Source organism: Vibrio rotiferianus CAIM 577 = LMG 21460, assembly GCF_002741985.1.
Lineage (GTDB): Bacteria > Pseudomonadota > Gammaproteobacteria > Enterobacterales > Vibrionaceae > Vibrio > Vibrio rotiferianus.
This window is the reverse complement of the sequence record NZ_APHW01000002.1, coordinates 206531-225780: the sequence shown is the minus strand read 5'-3', so window position 1 is coordinate 225780 and position 19250 is coordinate 206531. Positions and strand designations below refer to the sequence as shown.

The 19250-nt window shown below is 45.8% G+C and carries 15 protein-coding genes; 4 read left to right on the top strand and 11 right to left on the bottom strand.

Translation table 11 applies throughout. The features are described from left to right. Window positions 1-288: 288 nt before the first annotated feature. The 3 genes from rpsI to zapE all read right to left on the bottom strand — a co-directional run bounded on the left by rpsI (window position 289) and on the right by zapE (window position 2482). Window positions 289-681, bottom strand: coding sequence for a 30S ribosomal protein S9 (gene rpsI, locus B853_RS01860; RefSeq protein WP_005436094.1), 393 nt, complete (start codon window positions 679-681; stop codon window positions 289-291). A 15-nt stretch (window positions 682-696) separates the two neighbouring features. Continuing rightward, a complete protein-coding gene (rplM, locus tag B853_RS01855) occupies window positions 697-1125 on the bottom strand; it encodes a 50S ribosomal protein L13 (RefSeq protein WP_012842158.1) in 429 nt (142 codons plus the stop codon). A gap of 253 nt (window positions 1126-1378) precedes the next feature. Then, entirely contained in the window at window positions 1379-2482 is a 1104-nt protein-coding gene (gene zapE / locus B853_RS01845; protein WP_038884178.1) for a cell division protein ZapE, read from the bottom strand. A 196-nt stretch (window positions 2483-2678) separates the two neighbouring features. Here zapE and zapG point away from each other — a divergent pair, with 196 nt between their 5' ends. The 3 genes from zapG (at window position 2679) to degS (ending at window position 5908) form a co-directional block, all read left to right on the top strand. Next, window positions 2679-3122, top strand: coding sequence for a Z-ring associated protein ZapG (gene zapG / locus B853_RS01840; RefSeq protein WP_010445827.1), 444 nt, complete (start codon window positions 2679-2681; stop codon window positions 3120-3122). A 234-nt stretch (window positions 3123-3356) separates the two neighbouring features. Beyond that, entirely contained in the window at window positions 3357-4724 is a 1368-nt protein-coding gene (locus B853_RS01835) for a Do family serine endopeptidase (protein ID WP_010445825.1), read from the top strand. A gap of 119 nt (window positions 4725-4843) precedes the next feature. After that, window positions 4844-5908: an outer membrane-stress sensor serine endopeptidase DegS gene (gene degS, locus B853_RS01830; RefSeq protein ID WP_010445823.1), complete on the top strand. Its 1065-nt coding sequence runs from the start codon at window positions 4844-4846 to the stop codon at window positions 5906-5908. Between the two features lie 37 nt (window positions 5909-5945). Here degS and parC read toward each other — a convergent pair whose 3' ends face one another. The 6 genes from parC to nudF all read right to left on the bottom strand — a co-directional run bounded on the left by parC (window position 5946) and on the right by nudF (window position 12968). Further along, entirely contained in the window at window positions 5946-8234 is a 2289-nt protein-coding gene (gene parC, locus B853_RS01825) for a DNA topoisomerase IV subunit A (RefSeq protein ID WP_010445821.1), read from the bottom strand. Between the two features lie 3 nt (window positions 8235-8237). Then, entirely contained in the window at window positions 8238-10118 is a 1881-nt protein-coding gene (parE, locus tag B853_RS01820; protein ID WP_038884177.1) for a DNA topoisomerase IV subunit B, read from the bottom strand. 250 nt (window positions 10119-10368) lie between these two features. Continuing rightward, a complete protein-coding gene (yqiA, locus tag B853_RS01815; RefSeq protein WP_038884176.1) occupies window positions 10369-10953 on the bottom strand; it encodes an esterase YqiA in 585 nt (194 codons plus the stop codon). A 55-nt stretch (window positions 10954-11008) separates the two neighbouring features. Then, window positions 11009-11815, bottom strand: a complete 807-nt coding sequence (gene cpdA / locus B853_RS01810; RefSeq protein WP_038884174.1) for a 3',5'-cyclic-AMP phosphodiesterase — start codon at window positions 11813-11815, stop codon at window positions 11009-11011. A gap of 59 nt (window positions 11816-11874) precedes the next feature. After that, a complete protein-coding gene (locus B853_RS01805) occupies window positions 11875-12318 on the bottom strand; it encodes a DUF1249 family protein (RefSeq protein ID WP_010445813.1) in 444 nt (147 codons plus the stop codon). Continuing rightward, window positions 12318-12968 (bottom strand): ADP-ribose diphosphatase, encoded by a 651-nt coding sequence (gene nudF / locus B853_RS01800; protein WP_038884173.1) that lies wholly within the window; start codon window positions 12966-12968, stop codon window positions 12318-12320. The genes B853_RS01805 and nudF overlap by 1 nt, the downstream gene beginning before the upstream one ends. A gap of 229 nt (window positions 12969-13197) precedes the next feature. On the opposite strand from nudF, the gene tolC reads away from it, so the two are divergent. Next, window positions 13198-14520: an outer membrane channel protein TolC gene (tolC, locus tag B853_RS01795; RefSeq protein ID WP_038885782.1), complete on the top strand. Its 1323-nt coding sequence runs from the start codon at window positions 13198-13200 to the stop codon at window positions 14518-14520. A gap of 292 nt (window positions 14521-14812) precedes the next feature. Here tolC and hldE read toward each other — a convergent pair whose 3' ends face one another. Both hldE and glnE read right to left on the bottom strand, forming a co-directional pair. After that, window positions 14813-16243 (bottom strand): bifunctional D-glycero-beta-D-manno-heptose-7-phosphate kinase/D-glycero-beta-D-manno-heptose 1-phosphate adenylyltransferase HldE, encoded by a 1431-nt coding sequence (gene hldE, locus B853_RS01790; protein WP_010445808.1) that lies wholly within the window; start codon window positions 16241-16243, stop codon window positions 14813-14815. 77 nt (window positions 16244-16320) lie between these two features. Further along, complete coding sequence (gene glnE / locus B853_RS01785) at window positions 16321-19164, bottom strand: bifunctional [glutamate--ammonia ligase]-adenylyl-L-tyrosine phosphorylase/[glutamate--ammonia-ligase] adenylyltransferase (protein ID WP_038885783.1); 2844 nt, start codon at window positions 19162-19164, stop codon at window positions 16321-16323. Window positions 19165-19250 lie beyond the last annotated feature (86 nt).

Below are 19250 nucleotides of genomic sequence, written 5' to 3'. Positions count from 1 at the left end.
GAAGATATTTCAAGAATGTGAAGGTTATCGCCACTTTTGTTACTCAAACTTTGTAGCACGAGTAAGGCGTAAAAACTCATCATTAGAGAGAGTAAATGTTGCGAGGATATTAAGTGAAGGAGTAAAAATGAGTGCGAGGATATTAAGTGAAGGAGTAAAAATGAGTGCGAAAGGAGGAAAATGAATAAATGCCGACTTCTGAAAAACAAAAAGCTCGGCATATAGCCGAGCTTTGGTACACAGTATCCAGAGTAACTCTGGACCAGCATAATTCCCGATAAGAGGAAATTAACGCTTAGAGAACTGTGGACGACGACGTGCTTTACGTAGACCAACTTTCTTACGTTCAACGCAACGAGCGTCACGAGTAACGTAACCAGCTGCACGTAGAGTAGGACGTAGAGACTCATCGTATTCCATAAGAGCGCGAGTGATACCGTGACGGATAGCACCAGCTTGACCAGAAATACCGCCACCTTTAACAGTAACGTATAGGTCTAGCTTCTCAGTTAGTTCAACTAGCTCAAGAGGTTGTTTAACAACCATACGAGAAGTTGGACGACCGAAGTACTCATCAAGGCTACGCTTGTTGATTACGATGTTGCCGCTGCCTGGTTTGATGAAAACACGCGCAGCTGAGCTTTTGCGACGGCCAGTGCCGTAGTATTGATTCTCTGCCATTTTCGAAATCCCCAATTAGATGTCTAGTACTTGTGGTTGTTGAGCAACATGGTTGTGCTCAGCGCCTGCGTAAACTTTAAGCTTACGGTACATAGCACGGCCTAGAGGACCACGTGGAAGCATGCCTTTAACTGCAAGCTCAAGAACCATCTCAGGTTTACGATCGATCAGCTTTTCAAAAGTGATAGATTTTAGACCACCTGGGAACTCAGAGTGACGGTAGTACACTTTGTTCTTAGCTTTGTTGCCAGTTACAGCAACTTTCTCAGCGTTGATAACGATGATGTAATCACCAGCGTCAACGTGAGGAGTGTATTCAGCTTTGTGTTTGCCACGTAGGCGAGATGCAATTTCACTTGCTAGACGACCAAGAGTTTTACCCTCTGCGTCTACAACGTACCAGTCGCGTTTTACAGTTTCTGGTTTAGCAACGAAAGTTTTCATGCTAATAATAACCCGTTAATTAAAATTTAAACTTTAAGGAACACCCAATAGTGCTCCCACACTGTCTAAGAGCCCAGTCATCACCCCTTCGAGTCGTTGGTTCTCTCGACCTTCTATGTCGAAATAACTTCGATAATCAGGTCTGCAGTAACGGTGGGTCGCAGGATTATAGAGAAGAGCGAAGAAAAAATCACCTTTTTTTGCGTTAAATCACGAATTTTTTCTTCACTTTTTTAAGATGAGTTGCTGATTTTTACGCCAGATGCTCTCTAGCGAGGTATTCGTGGCTCTGCATCTCGGTCAATCGAGACAGACAACGTTTAAACTCGAATTCCAACTGCCCTTGTGTATAAAGGGAATCCATCGCCACTTCTGCAGAAATAATCAGTTTGACGTTACGCTCGTAGAACTCGTCCACCAATGCAATAAAGCGTCGCGCGGCATCATCTATCTTACGGTCCATCTGCTTTACATCTGCCAGCAATACCGTGTGGTAGATACGAGATAATTCAATATAGTCATTCTGACTGCGGGGCGTTTGGCATAGTTGCTCAAAAGAAGCGTGTAGCACGCCATCACTAGCTTCAATCACCGCCACTTCGCGATGGTTAATTTCAATGCTGCTTACTGCAACTTTTCTTTCGCCAATCAATTGCTGGTAGTAGTGCTTGAGATTAACGGACGCTTGTTCATCCAGTGGGTAGTGATAAATCTCCGCCTGCTCTAATGTTCGCAGGCGATAATCAACACCACTATCTACATTCAACACTTCGCATCTTTCTATAATCATTGCGATTGCTGGCATAAAACGCGCTCGTTGTAAGCCATTTCGATAGAGGTTCTGAGGCTCGATATTCGATGTTGCCACTAATACCATTTGGCGTTTAAACATTTCTTGTAGCAAAGTTGCCAGAATCATTGCATCGGTAATGTCAGACACGAAAAACTCATCAAAGCAAACTATATCCGCTTCTTTCTTAAACAAATCAGCGACTTTAGATAACGGATTCTCCACTTCGCCTAGACGCTTAAGTTCATCATGGACTCGATACATAAATCGATGGAAGTGAACTCTCATCTTCTTCTCTGTTGGAAGGGAGTCATAAAAGGTATCCATTAGATATGTTTTCCCACGCCCAACACCACCCCAAAAATACAATCCTTTGGGAGGTTCTGGAAGTTCAGGCTTCTTACCTAATAGTTTTTGCCATTTAGAAACTTGAGGAACTGGCGCAGCTTGGAAGGCTATAATGTCGTGGTAGAGCTTATCTAAAGCAACAACGGCGTTATGTTGGGCCTCATCACGCTGAAAGCCATTATCTACAATATCTTTTTCGTATCGTTTTAATGGTGTCATAGCAATATGTCGTATCAGAGGAACAGAGAAATAATGTCACGCGACAGTCAGTTTGTATCATTCTGTAGAAGTGCTTGCACTCCATAAACAGGGCTTCTATTTTTCTTTATCGACTGTGCAAGGCATAGTAACATGGACACGCACCGCGTGTAACTAAGTAGTAAAAAACTTGTTAAAACAACTATAAGGAGCAGTTATGCCTTGGATTTATGCCATTGTGGGTTTGCTGGTCGGTACAATTGTAGGCGTAGTCATAAGCAGACTAACCACCCCAGAATATAAGAAGCAAAAATCAGTTCATAAAGAGCTAGAAGCCGCGAAATTCCAATTAGAGCAACAACGCCAAGAGCTCGTCGATCACTTTGCACAGACTGCAGAAATGTTGGATACCTTAGGTAAAGACTACACCAAGCTATACCAACATATGGCGAAGACATCTGCTGAACTTCTTCCTAACCTGCCGGAGCAAGACAACCCGTTTGATAAGAAAACAGCGATGTCGACTGATGTAGCAGAAGAGCAACAAGAAGACGCAAATGAGCAGCCTAAAGACTATGCTAATGGCGCAACCGGACTGCTTAAAGATCAAGAAAAGGAAGTCATCGAAGCTCCAGAATTAGTAGCAGCTAAAGCTTCATAAACGTCATGTAAACCCAAGTAATCACACACGAACTGTGATACTTGGGTTTTTTCTTTCCCTAATAATTGTACTTTTTGTCATTTCCTTCCTCTCTAGTTTGAACTTTTTTCCAACATCAATGTTCTAAACTCCATAACAACCTGCCGGCCCCTTTTGACTATCAACACCAATCCCCATAATGGATTTGATGAAGATATTTCTTTTGGCAGACCTGTTAAACAGAGGAGTTATTGGATGAAAAAACCTTTGCTTGCGCTAACCGTTCTATCTTTAAGCTTGAGTTCAATCATCACACCAGTTACCGCTACCGCTGCACTTCCATTGAGTGTTGATGGTGAGCAATTACCTAGCCTTGCGCCAATGTTGGAGAAAGTGACTCCGGCAGTCGTCAGTATTGCCGTGGAAGGCAAGCAGGTTCAAACCAGTCGTATACCAGAACAGTTTCAGTTCTTCTTCGGTCCTGAATTTCCAACTGAGCAAACCAGAGAACGCCCTTTCCGAGGTTTAGGTTCTGGCGTCATCATTGATGCCCAAAAAGGACAGATCGTCACCAACTACCATGTCATTAAAGGGGCAGACGACATAAGAGTACGTCTATATGACGGCCGAGAATACGATGCAAAACTCATTGGCGGTGACGAGATGTCAGATATTGCATTGCTAAAACTTGAGACGGCAAAAAACCTTACCCAGATAAAAATTGCAGACTCAGACAAGCTCCGTGTCGGAGACTTTAGCGTTGCGATTGGCAACCCATTTGGGCTAGGTCAAACCGTCACTTCCGGCATCGTATCAGCTTTGGGACGAAGCGGATTGAATGTCGAAAACTTCGAAAACTTCATTCAAACCGATGCGGCCATCAACAGCGGTAACTCAGGCGGTGCTTTGGTTAACCTTAACGGTGAGCTGATCGGTATCAACACTGCTATTCTTGGTCCAAATGGTGGCAACGTCGGCATTGGCTTTGCTATCCCATCGAATATGATGAAAAACCTTACTGACCAGATTTTAGAGTTTGGTGAAGTGAAACGAGGTATGTTGGGCGTTCAAGGTGGCGAAGTTACTTCTGAACTTGCAGAAGCTCTGGGCTATGAGTCAAGTAAAGGTGCTTTTGTTAGCCAAGTTGTGCCAGACAGTGCCGCAGATAAAGCTGGGCTAAAAGCGGGAGACGTGATTGTTTCCGTCAACGGAAAGTCGATTGATACCTTCTCTGAGTTACGAGCAAAAGTAGCCACCTTAGGGGCCGGGAAAGAGATAACACTTGGCGTTATCCGCGATGGTAAGAAAAAGGACTTCGACGTGACGTTGGGAGAGTCCACCAATATCAAAGCCAAGGCTGAGACCTTACACGATGGCCTTAAAGGCGCAGAATTAGGTAACACCACACCAAGTGATAGCATTCAAGGTGTCAAAGTTACTAACGTAGTTGAAAACTCACCGGCAGCTCAATACCAGCTGCAAAAAGATGACATCATTATTGGTGTAAACCGTCAAAGAGTGAAGAATTTAGCTGAACTGCGCTCAATTACCGAGAAACATAAAGGGGTATTGGCTCTGAACATCCAACGAGGAGATCGTACTATTTACCTCGTTATCCGCTAATCCTTTGAGTAGCGTCTATAAAGGGCAGTATGTTTACATACTGCCCTTTTGTTATTTTTCAATGTAATGCTATTCTTCTTGTCTCTAATTTGAGTTGTTCTACAAAGCATGGAGTGGGTATGCTGAACTTTTTGTTACGTTCTGTTTTTTTAGGTCTCGCGACTGCGGCGGTTGTTCTATTGGCCGTACCTTCTTTGCGTAGCAATATCATCCCAGAGGCTCTTGACGTTCAGCCAAGTAATATTAAGTCACTGGAAGTCTCTTTTAATCAGGCCGTCAGAAAAGCAGCCCCTGCTGTGGTCAATATCTACAGCCGCAAGTATGTGGAAAACGATCGCAGTAAACTTTCGACTCAAGGCTTAGGTTCTGGCGTTATCGTCAGTGAGAAAGGCTACATTATTACTAACTACCATGTCGTCGCTCAAGCCGATCAAATCGTAGTCGCATTACAAGATGGCCGTGCTGCTGCAGCCCAATTGGTTGGAACAGACAAACGTACAGACATTGCTATCTTGCGTGTCGAAGGTTCCAACCTCCCAGTCATACCACTCAACCCAGAATATCAGCCTCAAGTTGGTGATGTCGTCCTAGCAATTGGCAACCCTTACAACTTAGGCCAAACCACTACCTTCGGCATTATTTCAGCAACAGGTCGTTCATCGATCAGTGATGGTCGCCAAGCCTTTATCCAAACCGACGCGGCAATCAACGAGGGTAACTCCGGTGGCGCTTTGGTCAACACTCAGGGAGAACTGGTTGGCATCAATACCGCTTCTTTCCAGCAAGCGACCGATCTTGAAACCTACGGTATCTCCTTTGCAATTCCAGCCCCTCTAGCAAACAAGATCATGCAGAAGATCATCGCAGATGGTCGTGTGATTCGTGGCTATATTGGTATTGATGGGCAAGATATTAATGCAGTGACGGCTCGCTTACTGGGGAATGAGCACATCGGCGGTATTGTCGTATTAGGGATCGATCCAGATGGTCCAGCAAGTGCTGCTGGTTTTGAGAAGCAAGACATCATCATCAGCATTAACGGCACTAAGGTTCAAGGGCGTCAAAGCGTGATGGATATCGTCACCGACCTGCGCCCTGGTACATCCGTTGATGTCGGCATTATCCGCAAGGGTAAAGAAATGAACTTAAAAGTCACCATCGCCGAAGACAAACAAGAAGCATAAAAAATCCCAGCCATTGGCTGGGATTTTTGTTTGTGCGTTATTCGCTAGCGCTCGACTCTTCTGAAACCTCTGAGCTTCCACCCATTTCGATTTCAATTCGAGTTACGCGTTGTAGACCGCGCGGTAGCAAGCTGCCTCGACGTCCGCGTTCACCACGGAAGTTCTCAAGATCAGCAGGTTTCAAGCCTAGTTTACGCTTACCAGCATACAAGGTTAGAGACGCGCCTTGTGGCAGCGCCATCAAGTGAGAAAGCACCTCTTCACGCTCTTTCGCCTTCGCCGCTGGGATGTTGATGATCTTGTTACCCTTACCTTTCGCCAATTGCGGTAGGTCTTTAATTGGGAACAACAACATACGGCCTTGGTTGGTAATCGCGAGAATTTCATCTGAATCCAAATCTGCAATTGTCTTCGGTGTCATCACCTCAGAGTTCGCAGGTAGAGTCACCAATGCTTTACCGCTGCGGTTCTTCGATAGCAAATCTGAGCCTTTACATACAAAGCCGTAACCTGCATCAGAACCCACCAGCCATAATTGCTCTTCTTCACCCATGATCACTTGGCGAATATTGCTGCCCGCAGTGATATTCAAGCGACCAGTAATCGGTTCACCTTGGCTTCGTGCTGACGGTAGTGAATGCGACTCAAGTGAGTAACTTCGACCATCACTGCCAAAGAACACCGCTTGCTGATTACTCTTACCGCGCGCATGCGCTAAGTATTGGTCACCAGACTTGTAGCTCAAGCCTTCTGCATCCACATCGTGACCTTTCGCGTGACGAATCCAACCTTTCTCAGAAAGCACAACCGTGATTGGCTCACTTGGTACTAGGTCGCGTTCAGTCAGCGCTTTTGCTTCTGCACGTTCAACCATTGGAGAACGACGATCATCGCCGTACTTCTCAGCATCTGCTTTGATTTCTTTCTTCAGTAGTGTGTTTAAACGACGTTCAGAACCTAGCAGCTGTTCTAGCTTCTCACGCTCTTTCTCTAGCTCGTCTTGCTCACCACGGATCTTCATCTCTTCTAGTTTGGCTAGGTGACGAAGTTTGGTATCTAGAATTGCATCCGCTTGGATATCGGTAATACCAAAGCGTTCCATCAGCACAGCTTTTGGATCGTCTTCAGTACGAATGATCTCAATCACTTCATCTAGGTTGAGGTAAGCAACCAACAAACCTTCCAAGATATGTAGACGAGCCATAACTTTGTCTAGGCGGTGTTGTAGACGGCGACGTACAGTCGTACGACGGAACTCGATCCACTCAGACAGAATTTGTACCAGGCCTTTAACTTGAGGACGGTTATCCAAACCAATCATGTTCAAGTTAACGCGGTAGCTGCGCTCAAGATCCGTTGAAGCGAACAAGTGGTTCATCAACAGATCGCAATCTACGCGGTTTGACTTTGGAACCACAACGATACGCGTTGGGTTCTCGTGATCCGATTCATCACGAAGATCGTCAACCATTGGCAGCTTTTTAGCACGCATTTGGTTAGCGATTTGCTCAAGCAGTTTCGCACCTGATACTTGGTGTGGCAGAGAAGTGATCACGATATCTGAACCTTCTTTGTGCCATACCGCGCGCATCTTGATGCTGCCGCGACCGTTACGGTAAATCTTCTCGATATCCGCTTGCGGCGAAATGATTTCCGCTTCTGTTGGGTAATCTGGGCCTTTAACGAACTGCATCACATCTGGCAGTTCCGCTTTAGGGTTATCGATCAAATGAATGGTCGCATCCGCCACTTCACGAACGTTGTGAGGTGGAATATCCGTTGCCATACCAACTGCGATACCAGTTACGCCGTTTAGCAGGATATGAGGCAGACGTGCAGGCAACATTTGTGGCTCTTTCATCGTGCCATCAAAGTTAGGTTGCCATTCAACCGTACCCTGACCTAATTCGCCCAGCAGTACTTCGGCAAACTTAGACAGTTTTGCTTCGGTATAACGCATTGCCGCGAATGATTTCGGATCGTCTGGCGCACCCCAGTTACCCTGACCGTCAACCAATGGATAACGGTAAGAGAATGGCTGTGCCATCAATACCATCGCTTCGTAACATGCAGAATCACCGTGCGGGTGGTATTTACCCAACACGTCACCAACGGTACGTGCAGATTTTTTGTATTTTGCTGATGCCGAAAGACCAAGCTCCGACATTGCGTAAATGATGCGTCGTTGAACCGGCTTCAAACCATCGCCAATGTATGGCAATGCGCGGTCCATGATTACGTACATCGAGTAGTTCAGATAAGCGTCTTCAGTGAACTTGCGCATTGGCAACTGTTCAACGCCATCATAAGTAATTTCTGTAGACATCCGTTAAACCTCTGCCATATCGCCATTGCTTTGTAGCCAAGAACGACGGTCATCTGCTCGTTTCTTACCAAGCAACATATCCATCATTTCCATGGTCGCCGCTGAGTCATCAATGGTTAACTGAACCAGACGACGAGTATTTGGATCCATGGTTGTTTCGCGCAACTGAAGTGGGTTCATCTCACCCAGACCTTTGAATCGTTGCACGTTGATTTTGGCTTTCTTCTTCGACAAGCGCTCTAGTACGCCATCTTTTTCGTCATCGTCGAGGGCATAGAAGACTTCTTTGCCACAGTCGATACGGTACAGAGGCGGCATGGCTACGTAGATATGACCAGCTTCAACCAGCGCACGGAAGTGACGTGTGAACAGTGCACACAATAGTGTTGCGATGTGTAGACCATCCGAGTCCGCATCGGCAAGGATACAGATCTTACCGTAACGCAGGCTGTCTAGGTTGTCGCTGTCTGGGTCGATACCCAAAGCAACTGAGATGTCGTGGACCTCTTGAGACGCAAGCACTTGGTCTGCAGAGACTTCCCACGTATTCAGGATTTTACCGCGCAGTGGCATCACCGCTTGGAACTCACGATCACGTGCTTGTTTAGCAGAACCGCCCGCCGAATCACCCTCCACGAAGAAGATTTCGGTACGGTTAAGGTCTTGCACAGAACAGTCGGTCAGTTTGCCGGGTAGTGCTGGACCTGATGCGACCTTCTTACGCACAACCTTTTTGCTCGCACGCATACGGCGGTGGGCATTCGCGATACACACTTCCGCTAACTGCTCAGCCAGCTGCGGCTTTTCGTTCAACCATAGGCTGAATGCATCTTTTACTACGCCAGAGACAAAGGCAGCCGTTTGACGAGAAGATAGACGCTCTTTCGTCTGACCCGCAAACTGAGGATCTTGAATCTTAACCGATAGCACGTATGAACAACGGTCGAAAACGTCATCACCGGTTAGCTTCACGCCACGAGGCAGCAAGTTGCGGAATTCACAGAACTCACGCATTGCATCAAGCAAACCTTGGCGCAGACCGTTTACGTGTGTACCACCTTGTGCGGTTGGGATAAGGTTCACGTAACTTTCCGTGATCATCTCGCCGCCCTCTGGCTGCCAGATTACCGCCCAGTTTGCCGCTTCAGTTTCTGCTGAGAACTCACCTGTAAATGGTTCTTCAGGTAGAACGGTATAGCCTTTTACACCTTCCGCTAGATAGTCTTTCAAACCATCTTCGTAAAACCACTTGTAGTCTTTGTTGTTTACTTTGTCGGTAAACGTAATTTCTAGACCAGGACAAAGCACTGCTTTCGCTCGTAGGTTATTCACCAGACGAGTTACTGAGAAGTTTGCAGAATCAAAGTACTTAGCGTCTGGCCAGAAGTGCACACTGGTACCACGGTTACGACGACCACATGTGCCGACAACCGTTAGGTCAGAAACTTTATCACCGTGTTCAAAAGCAATCTCATACACTTGACCATCACGACGAACGGTCACTTCAACACGCTTGGACAACGCGTTTACAACAGAGATACCTACACCGTGCAAACCACCAGAGAATTGGTAGTTTTTGTTAGAGAATTTACCACCTGCGTGAAGCTTACATAGGATCAGTTCAACACCTGATACCTTTTCTTCTGGGTGGATATCAACAGGCATGCCTCGACCATCATCGATCACTTCTAGTGATTGGTCAGCATGTAGGATGACTTGTACTTTTGAGGCATGTCCGGCTAGCGCTTCATCGACACTGTTATCGATAACTTCTTGGCCCAAGTGGTTTGGGCGCGCTGTATCCGTATACATCCCTGGTCGGCGACGTACTGGCTCTAAGCCATTCAGTACTTCAATGGCACCAGCATTATATTGTTCAGTCATATTACGGAATTGTTCTCAAAGTTTACTTGTTTCCCGAGCTTCGCAATGATGCGAACCATATTCGAAAAACGAAAAAGCTACCCCGTCTGCACCCTTAGCATCGGCAAGGTTATGCATAACAAAGTAGTCAGGGCTTCATACCCTTAAGTTCTTTTTGGCAAAACATAGTCGGAAAGCATGCCAACTATGTCAAGAAACGGTTGGATATAGCAATGAAAACTATGAGCCTATTCCAATCGTCTCGTTAGTATTACAGTTTTAAGAACTCAATGATTTGAGCAGGATAACGCTCAAAGCCGATAAAACTGTGATCACCGCCTTCTTCTACCGTTTGTTTCGCTTGCGCGAACTTTTCTACGGCCTGGCGATAGTCCAATACCTCGTCTTCCGTTTGCTGTAACAACCAGAAAGACTCAGGCGACGCGATGCTTTGTACATCAAGTGCTTTTAGCTCGTCAATATGACAAGCTTCAAGTGTATAGGTTTCGTGCGTATACGGGTTGGTTTGCTCACCAAGGTAATCCACCAGCAACTCATAAGGCTTGACCGCTGGGTTTACAACCACAGCTCGAAAGCCAAATTTTGCATTCAACCAAGTCGACATGTAACCACCTAATGAGCTACCAACGAGACCAATGTTATAGTCGTCTTGATGCTGCTCAACGATATCTAGTAAGTATTGAGCCGCAAGTTGAGGGAAACACGGTAGCTGAGGCACGATAACCTTAATATCCGTTCGCTGCTGTTCACAGAACGCTTTCATTACATTCGCTTTCATGGAAAGCGGCGAGCTGTTAAAGCCATGGATATAAAGCAGCAAAGAAGGTTTGCTCATGATCGCCTCACGTTAAAAAAGTAAGCCCGAACATAAGGTTCGGGCATGATAATGATTAGTAGCCGTTTGAGGTAAAGTCCGGCTGAAATTGGCCATCTGGTAAACGGTTGACCTCGGTCGTAATGTCACCATTACTGTGCAACTCAAGTTCTCGCCAACCTGGTGACTCAGTATCAAGTGCAAAGTCATCGGAATCTGGTTTGAACTGCACGCAAGTTGATGGCGTAGCCATCACTCGGATGCCATTATCCAAAACGTTCATATCTTGGTGGACATGGCCGCATAAAATGCCTTTTACGTTCGAAAAACGATTCACAACTTGCCAAAACGCTTCCGCATCTTTCAATGTATGCTGATCTAACCAAGCACTGCCAACCAATAGAGGATGGTGGTGCAAAAGGACCAAAGTATGTCGCTGTGGATTTTCTGCGAGCTTTTCCTCAAGCAGTGTCAGCTGTTGATCGCTTAATCGCCCATGGGGTACACCAACGACCTGAGAATCCAAAAGAATCAACTGCCAGTGCTCACCGAGCATAAGATGCTCAACAGATTGAATTTGAGGAGATGGCAGAACACTGCCCATGTTGGGCTTATAATCGTGATTACCAGGAAGCCAGAAACAATCTTTTTCCAACGGTGCGATACCTTCAGCAAAACGCTGATAAGATTCGGCACTATGATCTTGCGAAATATCACCAGTTGCTAATATGTAGTCAAACTGCACCTGACGATGGAGAATCTCTTGCACCACGGCAGAGAAGCTGTCGGCAGTTCTTACGCTCAGCAAGCTGCCCTCATCTGCAGCAAACAGATGAGTATCCGTGATTTGTAATAGCTTTATACTGTCACTAGATAATTGCAAAATGAAAACCTGATTCGTCCACTATAGTTCTTTGTTGTTTTCCCTTAATGAGCTGACAATCAATTGAAGGCAAGTGGTGTTCTACTAATACCACTTCGTAAACAGAACGTCAGCCATTCACCAAGGAATGTATTGAGCTGATGCTTTTCATCTCTTTGCATCAACTGGTCGTTGGGATAATCATATTTAGCTTTAATGCGAGAAAATTCTCCACCTGAACATACTTCAGCAACTCTCGCATCGTGATAAAGCCTGACAGACATCGTCGGTAAAGGAAACACTGGTGTTTCATCACTCTGACATATCTCAACAACTGTGGTGTATTTTGTGATTTCATTCACGGTCAATTGGTAGACCATACTCGCAGCTTGATAGCAGCGAACATCACCAACTTCGGCAGAGGCAGGCAGTAACGCGTTCAGCTTAGCGTAGTTGGTCTCATATGTTCTCATTAGACCCGCTAAGTCGACATGATATCGTCGTTTTTCAGCTACTTGTGCCATTACTCATTCTCCACCGTAGGGGGAACTCCCCATTGTGACGTCAATTCCTCATGGTTCAATTGCAGCCATTGCAATGCAATGATAGATGCACCATTCTCGAATTTACCGTCTTTCACCCATTGATACGCGGTTTCACGACTAAGGACATGGACTCGAATATCTTCATTCTCATAGTCTAAACCATGAATGCCATGCGCTTTAGTTGCATCCACTTCGCCAATGAACACATCCAGCTTTTCAGAACAACCGCCAGAAGAAGGATAATAAGAGGTTACCGAAGCCACACGTCCGACTTGAATACCCGCTTCTTCTTCCGCTTCTCGACGAATCACCTCTTCAGCAGATTCATCGCGATCAATCATGCCAGCGACAATTTCGTACTGCCATGGGTGTGAATGTTCCAACGCTCCCACTCTGATCTGTTCAATGATCACAACCTGATCAGTCACAGGATCATATGGGAGCATAGCAGCAGCATGACCACGCTCGAACATTTCTCGTTCAACAACGTCACTCCATCCACCAGCAAACAACCTATGCTTAAAACGGTATTTCACCATTTTAAAGAAGCCTTTAAATACGGTTTCTTTTGAGATTATTTCCACATCCTGTGGAGTAAAATCATTCTGTTGCTTGTCACACTGTTGCATTCAACACCTCTTTGAGTGAATCGTGTAGTTTACTCATTGTTCTGAGCTTGCTCAAAGGACATTGCTCAACTTTTTATATAATAGTTATAAATAATTTTAAGCAAATCCCAAAAATTTATTGCACGAGTGGATAATTAAGTGTAAAAAAGTGCAAAGTTTAGAGTAAATATCGTTCAAATTGAGTTAAACTACTGAGAATTAACCAATCTATTGACCGCGGGAATAGAAAATGAAAAAACTGCTTCCACTTTTTATCAGTGCAGCGCTAGGTAGTATGAGTACATCTGCATTGGCAGACTCTCTTGCAGAAATCTACGATTTAGCAAAACAAAATGATCCTCAACTACTAAGTGTTGCAGCACAGCGCGACGCTGCTTTTGAAGCAATCAACTCTAGCCGCAGTGCCCTACTACCTCAAATTAACTTGACCGCAGGATACAACCTAACTCGTGGTGATACTGATCCTGACGCAGGCAGCAGTATCTCAAATGATAAAAATGTTCTATCTGCAGGCGTTGGCTTCTCTCAAGAGCTTTACAACCGAGCGTCTTGGATCACATTAGATACCGCTGAAAAAACCGCGCGTAAATCAGATGCATCTTACGCGGCAACACAACAAGGCTTAATCCTACGTGTCTCTCAAGCATACTTTGAAGTGCTACGAGCAAAAGATAACCTAGTTTTTGTTCGCGCAGAAAAAGCAGCCGTTGGCCGTCAGCTAGAACAAACAAAGCAACGCTTTGAAGTAGGTCTATCAGCAATTACTGACGTACACGATGCGCAAGCTCAATACGATGCTGTACTAGCAGATGAAGTATTGGCAGAAAACTCATTGATCAACAGCTATGAGTCTCTTCGTGAGATCACTGGTCAAGAACATAAAAACCTGAATATTCTTGATACTGCGCGTTTCTCAGCAAGCCCATCGAACGCCACTGCAGAAGCTTTGATCGACCAGGCAAAAACTGAAAACTTGAGCCTATTGTCTGCACGTATCTCACAAGATATTGCTCGCGATAACATCTCTCTAGCAAGCTCTGGTCACTTGCCAACGCTATCGCTAGATGGTGGTTACAACTATTCTGACCAAGCAGAAAGTATTAACGACAACACCACTGATGGCTTTAACATCGGCGTTAACCTAGCTGTGCCTCTATACACTGGTGGCAACATTACTTCTAAAACGAAACAAGCTGAATTCGCATACGTTGCAGCAAGTGAAGATTTAGAAAAAGAATACCGCAGCGTAGTAAAAGATGTTCGTGCGCAAAACAACAACATTAACGCTTCAATTGGCGCGTTAAAAGCTTATGAGCAATCTGTTGTTTCTGCGAAATCTGCACTAGAAGCGACTGAAGCAGGTTTTGATGTAGGTACTCGTACCATCGTAGACGTTCTAGACTCAACTCGTCGTCTATATGATGCCAACAAAAACCTATCTAATGCTCGTTACGATTACATCTTAAGCGTACTTCAATTGCGTCAAGCGGTTGGTACACTAAGTGAGCAAGATGTCCTAGATGTTGATGCAGGCCTGAAGCCAGCAAAATAAACATCGATATCTAAGTAACACACAAAACGCCAGTTGATTTTTCAACTGGCGTTTTTTTGTTGGTTTAGATTCCCTCCCCTTTCGAAGGAGAGGGTTAGGAAGGGGTTGCTTCTCGATCTAATTGACGACACTGGTTTTCAATCAGATCGAGCATTAAGCCCCTCTAACTCCCTTGAAAGGGGGAGGACTGGAATGCGTTTGTGGTTACATTCACTCCTCCAAAAACAACAAAGGTCGCTCGAAAGCGACCTTTAGTAATTAGTTTGTAGTAGCCAGTTTGGCTGTAAAGGTATTACCCCTTACCACCTTTGATTGCGTTAATGATTTCGCTGGTTGAGCAACCATCTTCGAAGTTCAGTACGCGAACTTCACCGCCTGCGGCAATCACTTCTTTACCACCAGCAATCTCTTCTGGTTTGTAGTCACCGCCTTTCACTAGCAAGCTTGGCAACACTTCAGAAATCAAACGCTGAGGCGTGTCTTCACTGAAAGGTACAACCCAATCAACTGCACCTAGACCTGCCAATACTGCCATACGACGGTCTGTCGGATTTACTGGGCGACCAGGGCCTTTTAGGCGCTTAACGGAATCGTCAGTGTTGACCGCAACGATAAGGCGATCGCCAAGCTCAGCAGCATGGTTTAAGTAAGACACATGACCGGCGTGTAGGATGTCGAAACAGCCATTGGTCATCACCACCTTCTCACCTTTCGCGCGTGCTTTCTTCACAGCTTCGATCAGTGCTTGCTCTGAAATCACACCGTAGTCGGTATCTTGACTACCATGAATCGCTTCCGCCAATTCAATCTCAGATAGGGTTGATGTACCTAGCTTGCCAACCACAACACCTGCTGCTGCATTGGCTAGTGCACATGCCTCTTCAAATGATTTACCCGCCGCTACCGATGCTGCCAATACAGAGATAACCGTATCGCCCGCACCTGTCACGTCGTACACTTCTTTCGCTTGAGTAGGTAAATGGAACGGCTCTTGACCACGACGAATAAGTGTCATGCCATTTTCGCTGCGTGTTACCAATAGTGCTTCAAAGTCGAATTCTTCAACCAGTGCTAGTGCTTTTTCTACTAACTCTTGCTCAGACTTCACTTTACCGACTACGTCTTCAAACTCTTTCATGTTTGGCGTTAGTAGTGTTGCGCCACGGTAACGCTCAAAGTCCGCACCTTTCGGATCGATGAATACAGGAATATTCGCTGCACGTGCTTTTTGGATGTATGCCTGAACGTGCTCCAAAGACCCTTTCGCATAATCAGACATGATCACTGCTTTCACTGCTGGCAATGCGGTTTCCATGCGAGACAACACTGGCTCTGGATCGGTATTTTCAAACTTGTCTTCGAAATCAAGGCGAATCAACTGCTGGCCACGACTCATCACACGTAGCTTCGTAATGGTTGGATATTCAGGCAATGCCACGAAATCGCATTTTACTTTGAGCGAGTTCAGCGTTTCCGTCAGTACTTTCGCTGGCTCATCCATGCCTGTTAGACCAACAATGTGAGCATGACCGCCGAGTGAAGCGATATTCATTGCGACGTTCGCAGCACCACCCGGACGCTCTTCATTGTTTTCTACTTTAACAACAGGTACTGGCGCTTCAGGGGAGATGCGTCCAGTTGGGCCATGCCAGTAACGATCCAACATGACATCGCCGATGATCAGCACACCCGCACTGTTGTAATCAGGTAGAATTGGTTTCATTATTGGTCTCCAAAAATTAAATCGTGGTGAGTTTAACACAGCCTTTTTCTAGGCTGAACCTTGTGCACTACTTCTGCTTAGGCAAACCATTGATTCCATGCTTGCTTCACCCACTCTCGTTCTGCAACAAATTTCTCTTCCGCCACATCGGCATCCAAATTGAGCAAGTTGCGACGATGGATCTCATCGCGCATTGATGTGTATGCGCGCGTCAATTGCATCGCTTGATCTTCTTCCATGACACCTTGCGCTATCAAGGTTTCAAAAATACGTACGTTATCGCACCAGCGAATCAGCTTCGGCTTATTGTGACTGTAGTTGAGCACTAGATATTGAGCGAGAAATTCAATATCGGTAATGCCGCCGTTATCTTGCTTAAGCATAAAGCGACCGGACTTTTTCCCACCCAAGTGGTCACGCATTTTCTCACGCATATCGACCACTTCTTTCTTTAGAGTGTCTTCGTCACGCTGTTTACACAACACATCATGACGCGTGTTGTGGAAGGCGATCGCTAATGGCTCATCACCATAGATCATGCGAGCGCGTACTAACGCCTGATGCTCCCATGTCCACGCATCTTGGTGTTGATAATCATCAAACGCATCGGTTGGGCTTACCAACAAACCCGAAGCACCAGACGGACGTAAGCGAGTATCCACTTCGTACAGAATGCCTGATGCAGTGCGGGTTGAGAAAATATGAATGATGCGTTGTGCCAAACGAAGATAGAACTGGCGGCCATCAATCTCTTTCTTACCATCGGTATACACGTTCACAGGACAATCGTGCATAAATACAATATCCAGGTCCGAGTTATAACCCAGCTCCCAACCGCCGACTTTCCCATAACCAATCACAGCGAAGCCTTTACCTTCACGATCTTTCACATGAGTTGGTTCACCATATTTTTCAGACACTTGCAACCAAGCTTGGTTCACTACCGCTTCGACAATCGCTTCTGCCAAGTAGGTTAAGTGATCACTTACTTTCATTACAGGCAACACGCCAGCAATATCGGCAGCCGCAATGCGGAGGATACAGATCTGCTTAAACTGACGCAGCGCTTCCATCTGCTGTTCCATATCATCTTCAGGGATACGGGCAAGGAAATCACGCAGTTCAGTTTGGTAACTGTCTAGGGGGATTGGGTTATAAAGATGCTGTGGGTCTATCAGCTCATCAAGCAGTATTGGATAACGCGATAACTGCTCAGAAATCATCGGGCTTGCAGTACAAAGGAGAACCAATTGCACTAACGCTGCCGGATGTTCATCTAATAATTCAAGGTAAGTGGTACGGGTGCAGATGTTATGCAGTAAGTGCAACACTCGCGGTAAGCCAAATTGCGCATCTGGGTGGGCAAATACTGCATCGAAGACTTTTGGCATTAACTTAGTCAACACTTCTCGACCGCGAGGGCCAAGCGTTTTCTTAGCTAAGTCTGCTTTAAACTGCATGATGGTTTTTGCTAGTTCTTCAGAGTTATCCACTTTGATATCCTGCTGCAGAACATTTTCTAACACATCTTGCTTAGTCGCCATATCCCACAACTCATGGAAATGACGAGCGACCGCTTCTGTTTCATCTTCTTCATCGTCACCGATTAAGCTTTCAAACACCTTGTGTACATTTGCCATATGTTGCTGCGTTTGAACAAGCAATTCATCCCAAGATTCAAAACGCATCGCAGTAGCAAGTTTTAGCTGCTCACCTTCACAATCCGGCAAAGTTTGCGTTTGCTTATCGGCCATCGCTTGTAGTAGGTTTTCTAGCTGACGTAGATATTTATAAGCCGCTTCAAGGTTATCGACTTCCGGTTGAGTCAGCTGAGCGAGCTCACCAATGGCATTCAAGGTTTCTAGCAAGCCACGACCACGTAGAGATGGCTCGCGACCACCACGAATCAACTGGAATACTTGAGCGATAAACTCAATCTCACGAATACCACCTGCACCAAGCTTAATGTTGTTACTCAAACCACGACGGCGCACTTCACTGCTGATCATTGATTTCATACGGCGCAGAGATTGGATTGCACTGAAATCGATATAACGGCGGAAAACAAACGGACGCAGCATCTGGCGCAACTCTTGGTATTGCGGATACATTTCGCTGCCCATCACGCGCGCTTTAATCATTGCGTAACGTTCCCAATCTCGTCCTTGTTCTTGATAGTAATCCTCTAAAGCTGCATAACTCATTACCAACGGGCCACTTTCACCAAACGGTCGCAAACGCATGTCCACGCGGTAACAGAAGCCATCAAAGGTTTGTTGATCGAGCGCTTTAATGATGCGTTGGCCTAAACGGGTAAAGAACTGCGCATTGGCAATACTGCGGCGCGCGCCTTGCGTCTCACCGTTTTCTGGATAAGTGAAAATCAGATCGATATCGGAAGAGAAATTCAGCTCGCCACCGCCAAGTTTACCCATGCCGATGATCAGCATAGGTTGCGCTTCACCTTCAGCATTGGTTGGCGTGCCCCATTCGTTGCAGCAAATCTTGTATTGCCATTGGTAAGTTTCGAAGATCATCGCTTCGGCCAATTGAGACAAATGACCAAGTGACTCTTCTAGTGTCCAACTATGAGTGAAGTCTTTCCACGCAATATAGACCATTTCGCGATTACGGAACTGACGCAGCACACGATGGCCAGCCATTTCATCTTGGCATTCAGCTAAAAGATCCGCGAGGCGTGCACGATACGCTTGTTGTCGACTGCTTTCTGCCAGCATGGTTGGCAAGTCTTGTGCAAGTTTCTCATCACGGTGAATCGCTTCGGTAACGAACTTGCTAAGGCCAGATACAAACCGAAACTGCTCTGCAATCTCGGTTGGCCATTGTTGAAAATATCCCGCTTGCTCGGCATTTTGAACCGCAACATCGGCGACAGAAATCAGTGACGAAGGCAGCTGCATTTTTCTTCCTTGTGTGAAAAGCACTGTGGTATCACCCTTTTATACCAGAGTTGGCACAAATAAAAACGCCCACAAAAGGTTTGTGG

Bases quoted from the DNA above. Each gene is read 5' to 3' on its own strand.
- rpsI (WP_005436094.1), bottom strand. From the start codon at position 681: ATGGCAGAGAATCAATACTACGGCACTGGCCGTCGCAAAAGCTCAGCT.
- rplM (WP_012842158.1), bottom strand. From the start codon at position 1,125: ATGAAAACTTTCGTTGCTAAACCAGAAACTGTAAAACGCGACTGGTAC.
- zapE (WP_038884178.1), bottom strand. From the start codon at position 2,482: ATGACACCATTAAAACGATACGAAAAAGATATTGTAGATAATGGCTTT.
- zapG (WP_010445827.1), top strand. From the start codon at position 2,679: ATGCCTTGGATTTATGCCATTGTGGGTTTGCTGGTCGGTACAATTGTA.
- B853_RS01835 (WP_010445825.1), top strand. From the start codon at position 3,357: ATGAAAAAACCTTTGCTTGCGCTAACCGTTCTATCTTTAAGCTTGAGT.
- degS (WP_010445823.1), top strand. From the start codon at position 4,844: ATGCTGAACTTTTTGTTACGTTCTGTTTTTTTAGGTCTCGCGACTGCG.
- parC (WP_010445821.1), bottom strand. From the start codon at position 8,234: ATGTCTACAGAAATTACTTATGATGGCGTTGAACAGTTGCCAATGCGC.
- parE (WP_038884177.1), bottom strand. From the start codon at position 10,118: ATGACTGAACAATATAATGCTGGTGCCATTGAAGTACTGAATGGCTTA.
- yqiA (WP_038884176.1), bottom strand. From the start codon at position 10,953: ATGAGCAAACCTTCTTTGCTGCTTTATATCCATGGCTTTAACAGCTCG.
- B853_RS01805 (WP_010445813.1), bottom strand. From the start codon at position 12,318: ATGGCACAAGTAGCTGAAAAACGACGATATCATGTCGACTTAGCGGGT.
- nudF (WP_038884173.1), bottom strand. From the start codon at position 12,968: ATGCAACAGTGTGACAAGCAACAGAATGATTTTACTCCACAGGATGTG.
- tolC (WP_038885782.1), top strand. From the start codon at position 13,198: ATGAAAAAACTGCTTCCACTTTTTATCAGTGCAGCGCTAGGTAGTATG.
- hldE (WP_010445808.1), bottom strand. From the start codon at position 16,243: ATGAAACCAATTCTACCTGATTACAACAGTGCGGGTGTGCTGATCATC.
- glnE (WP_038885783.1), bottom strand. From the start codon at position 19,164: ATGCAGCTGCCTTCGTCACTGATTTCTGTCGCCGATGTTGCGGTTCAA.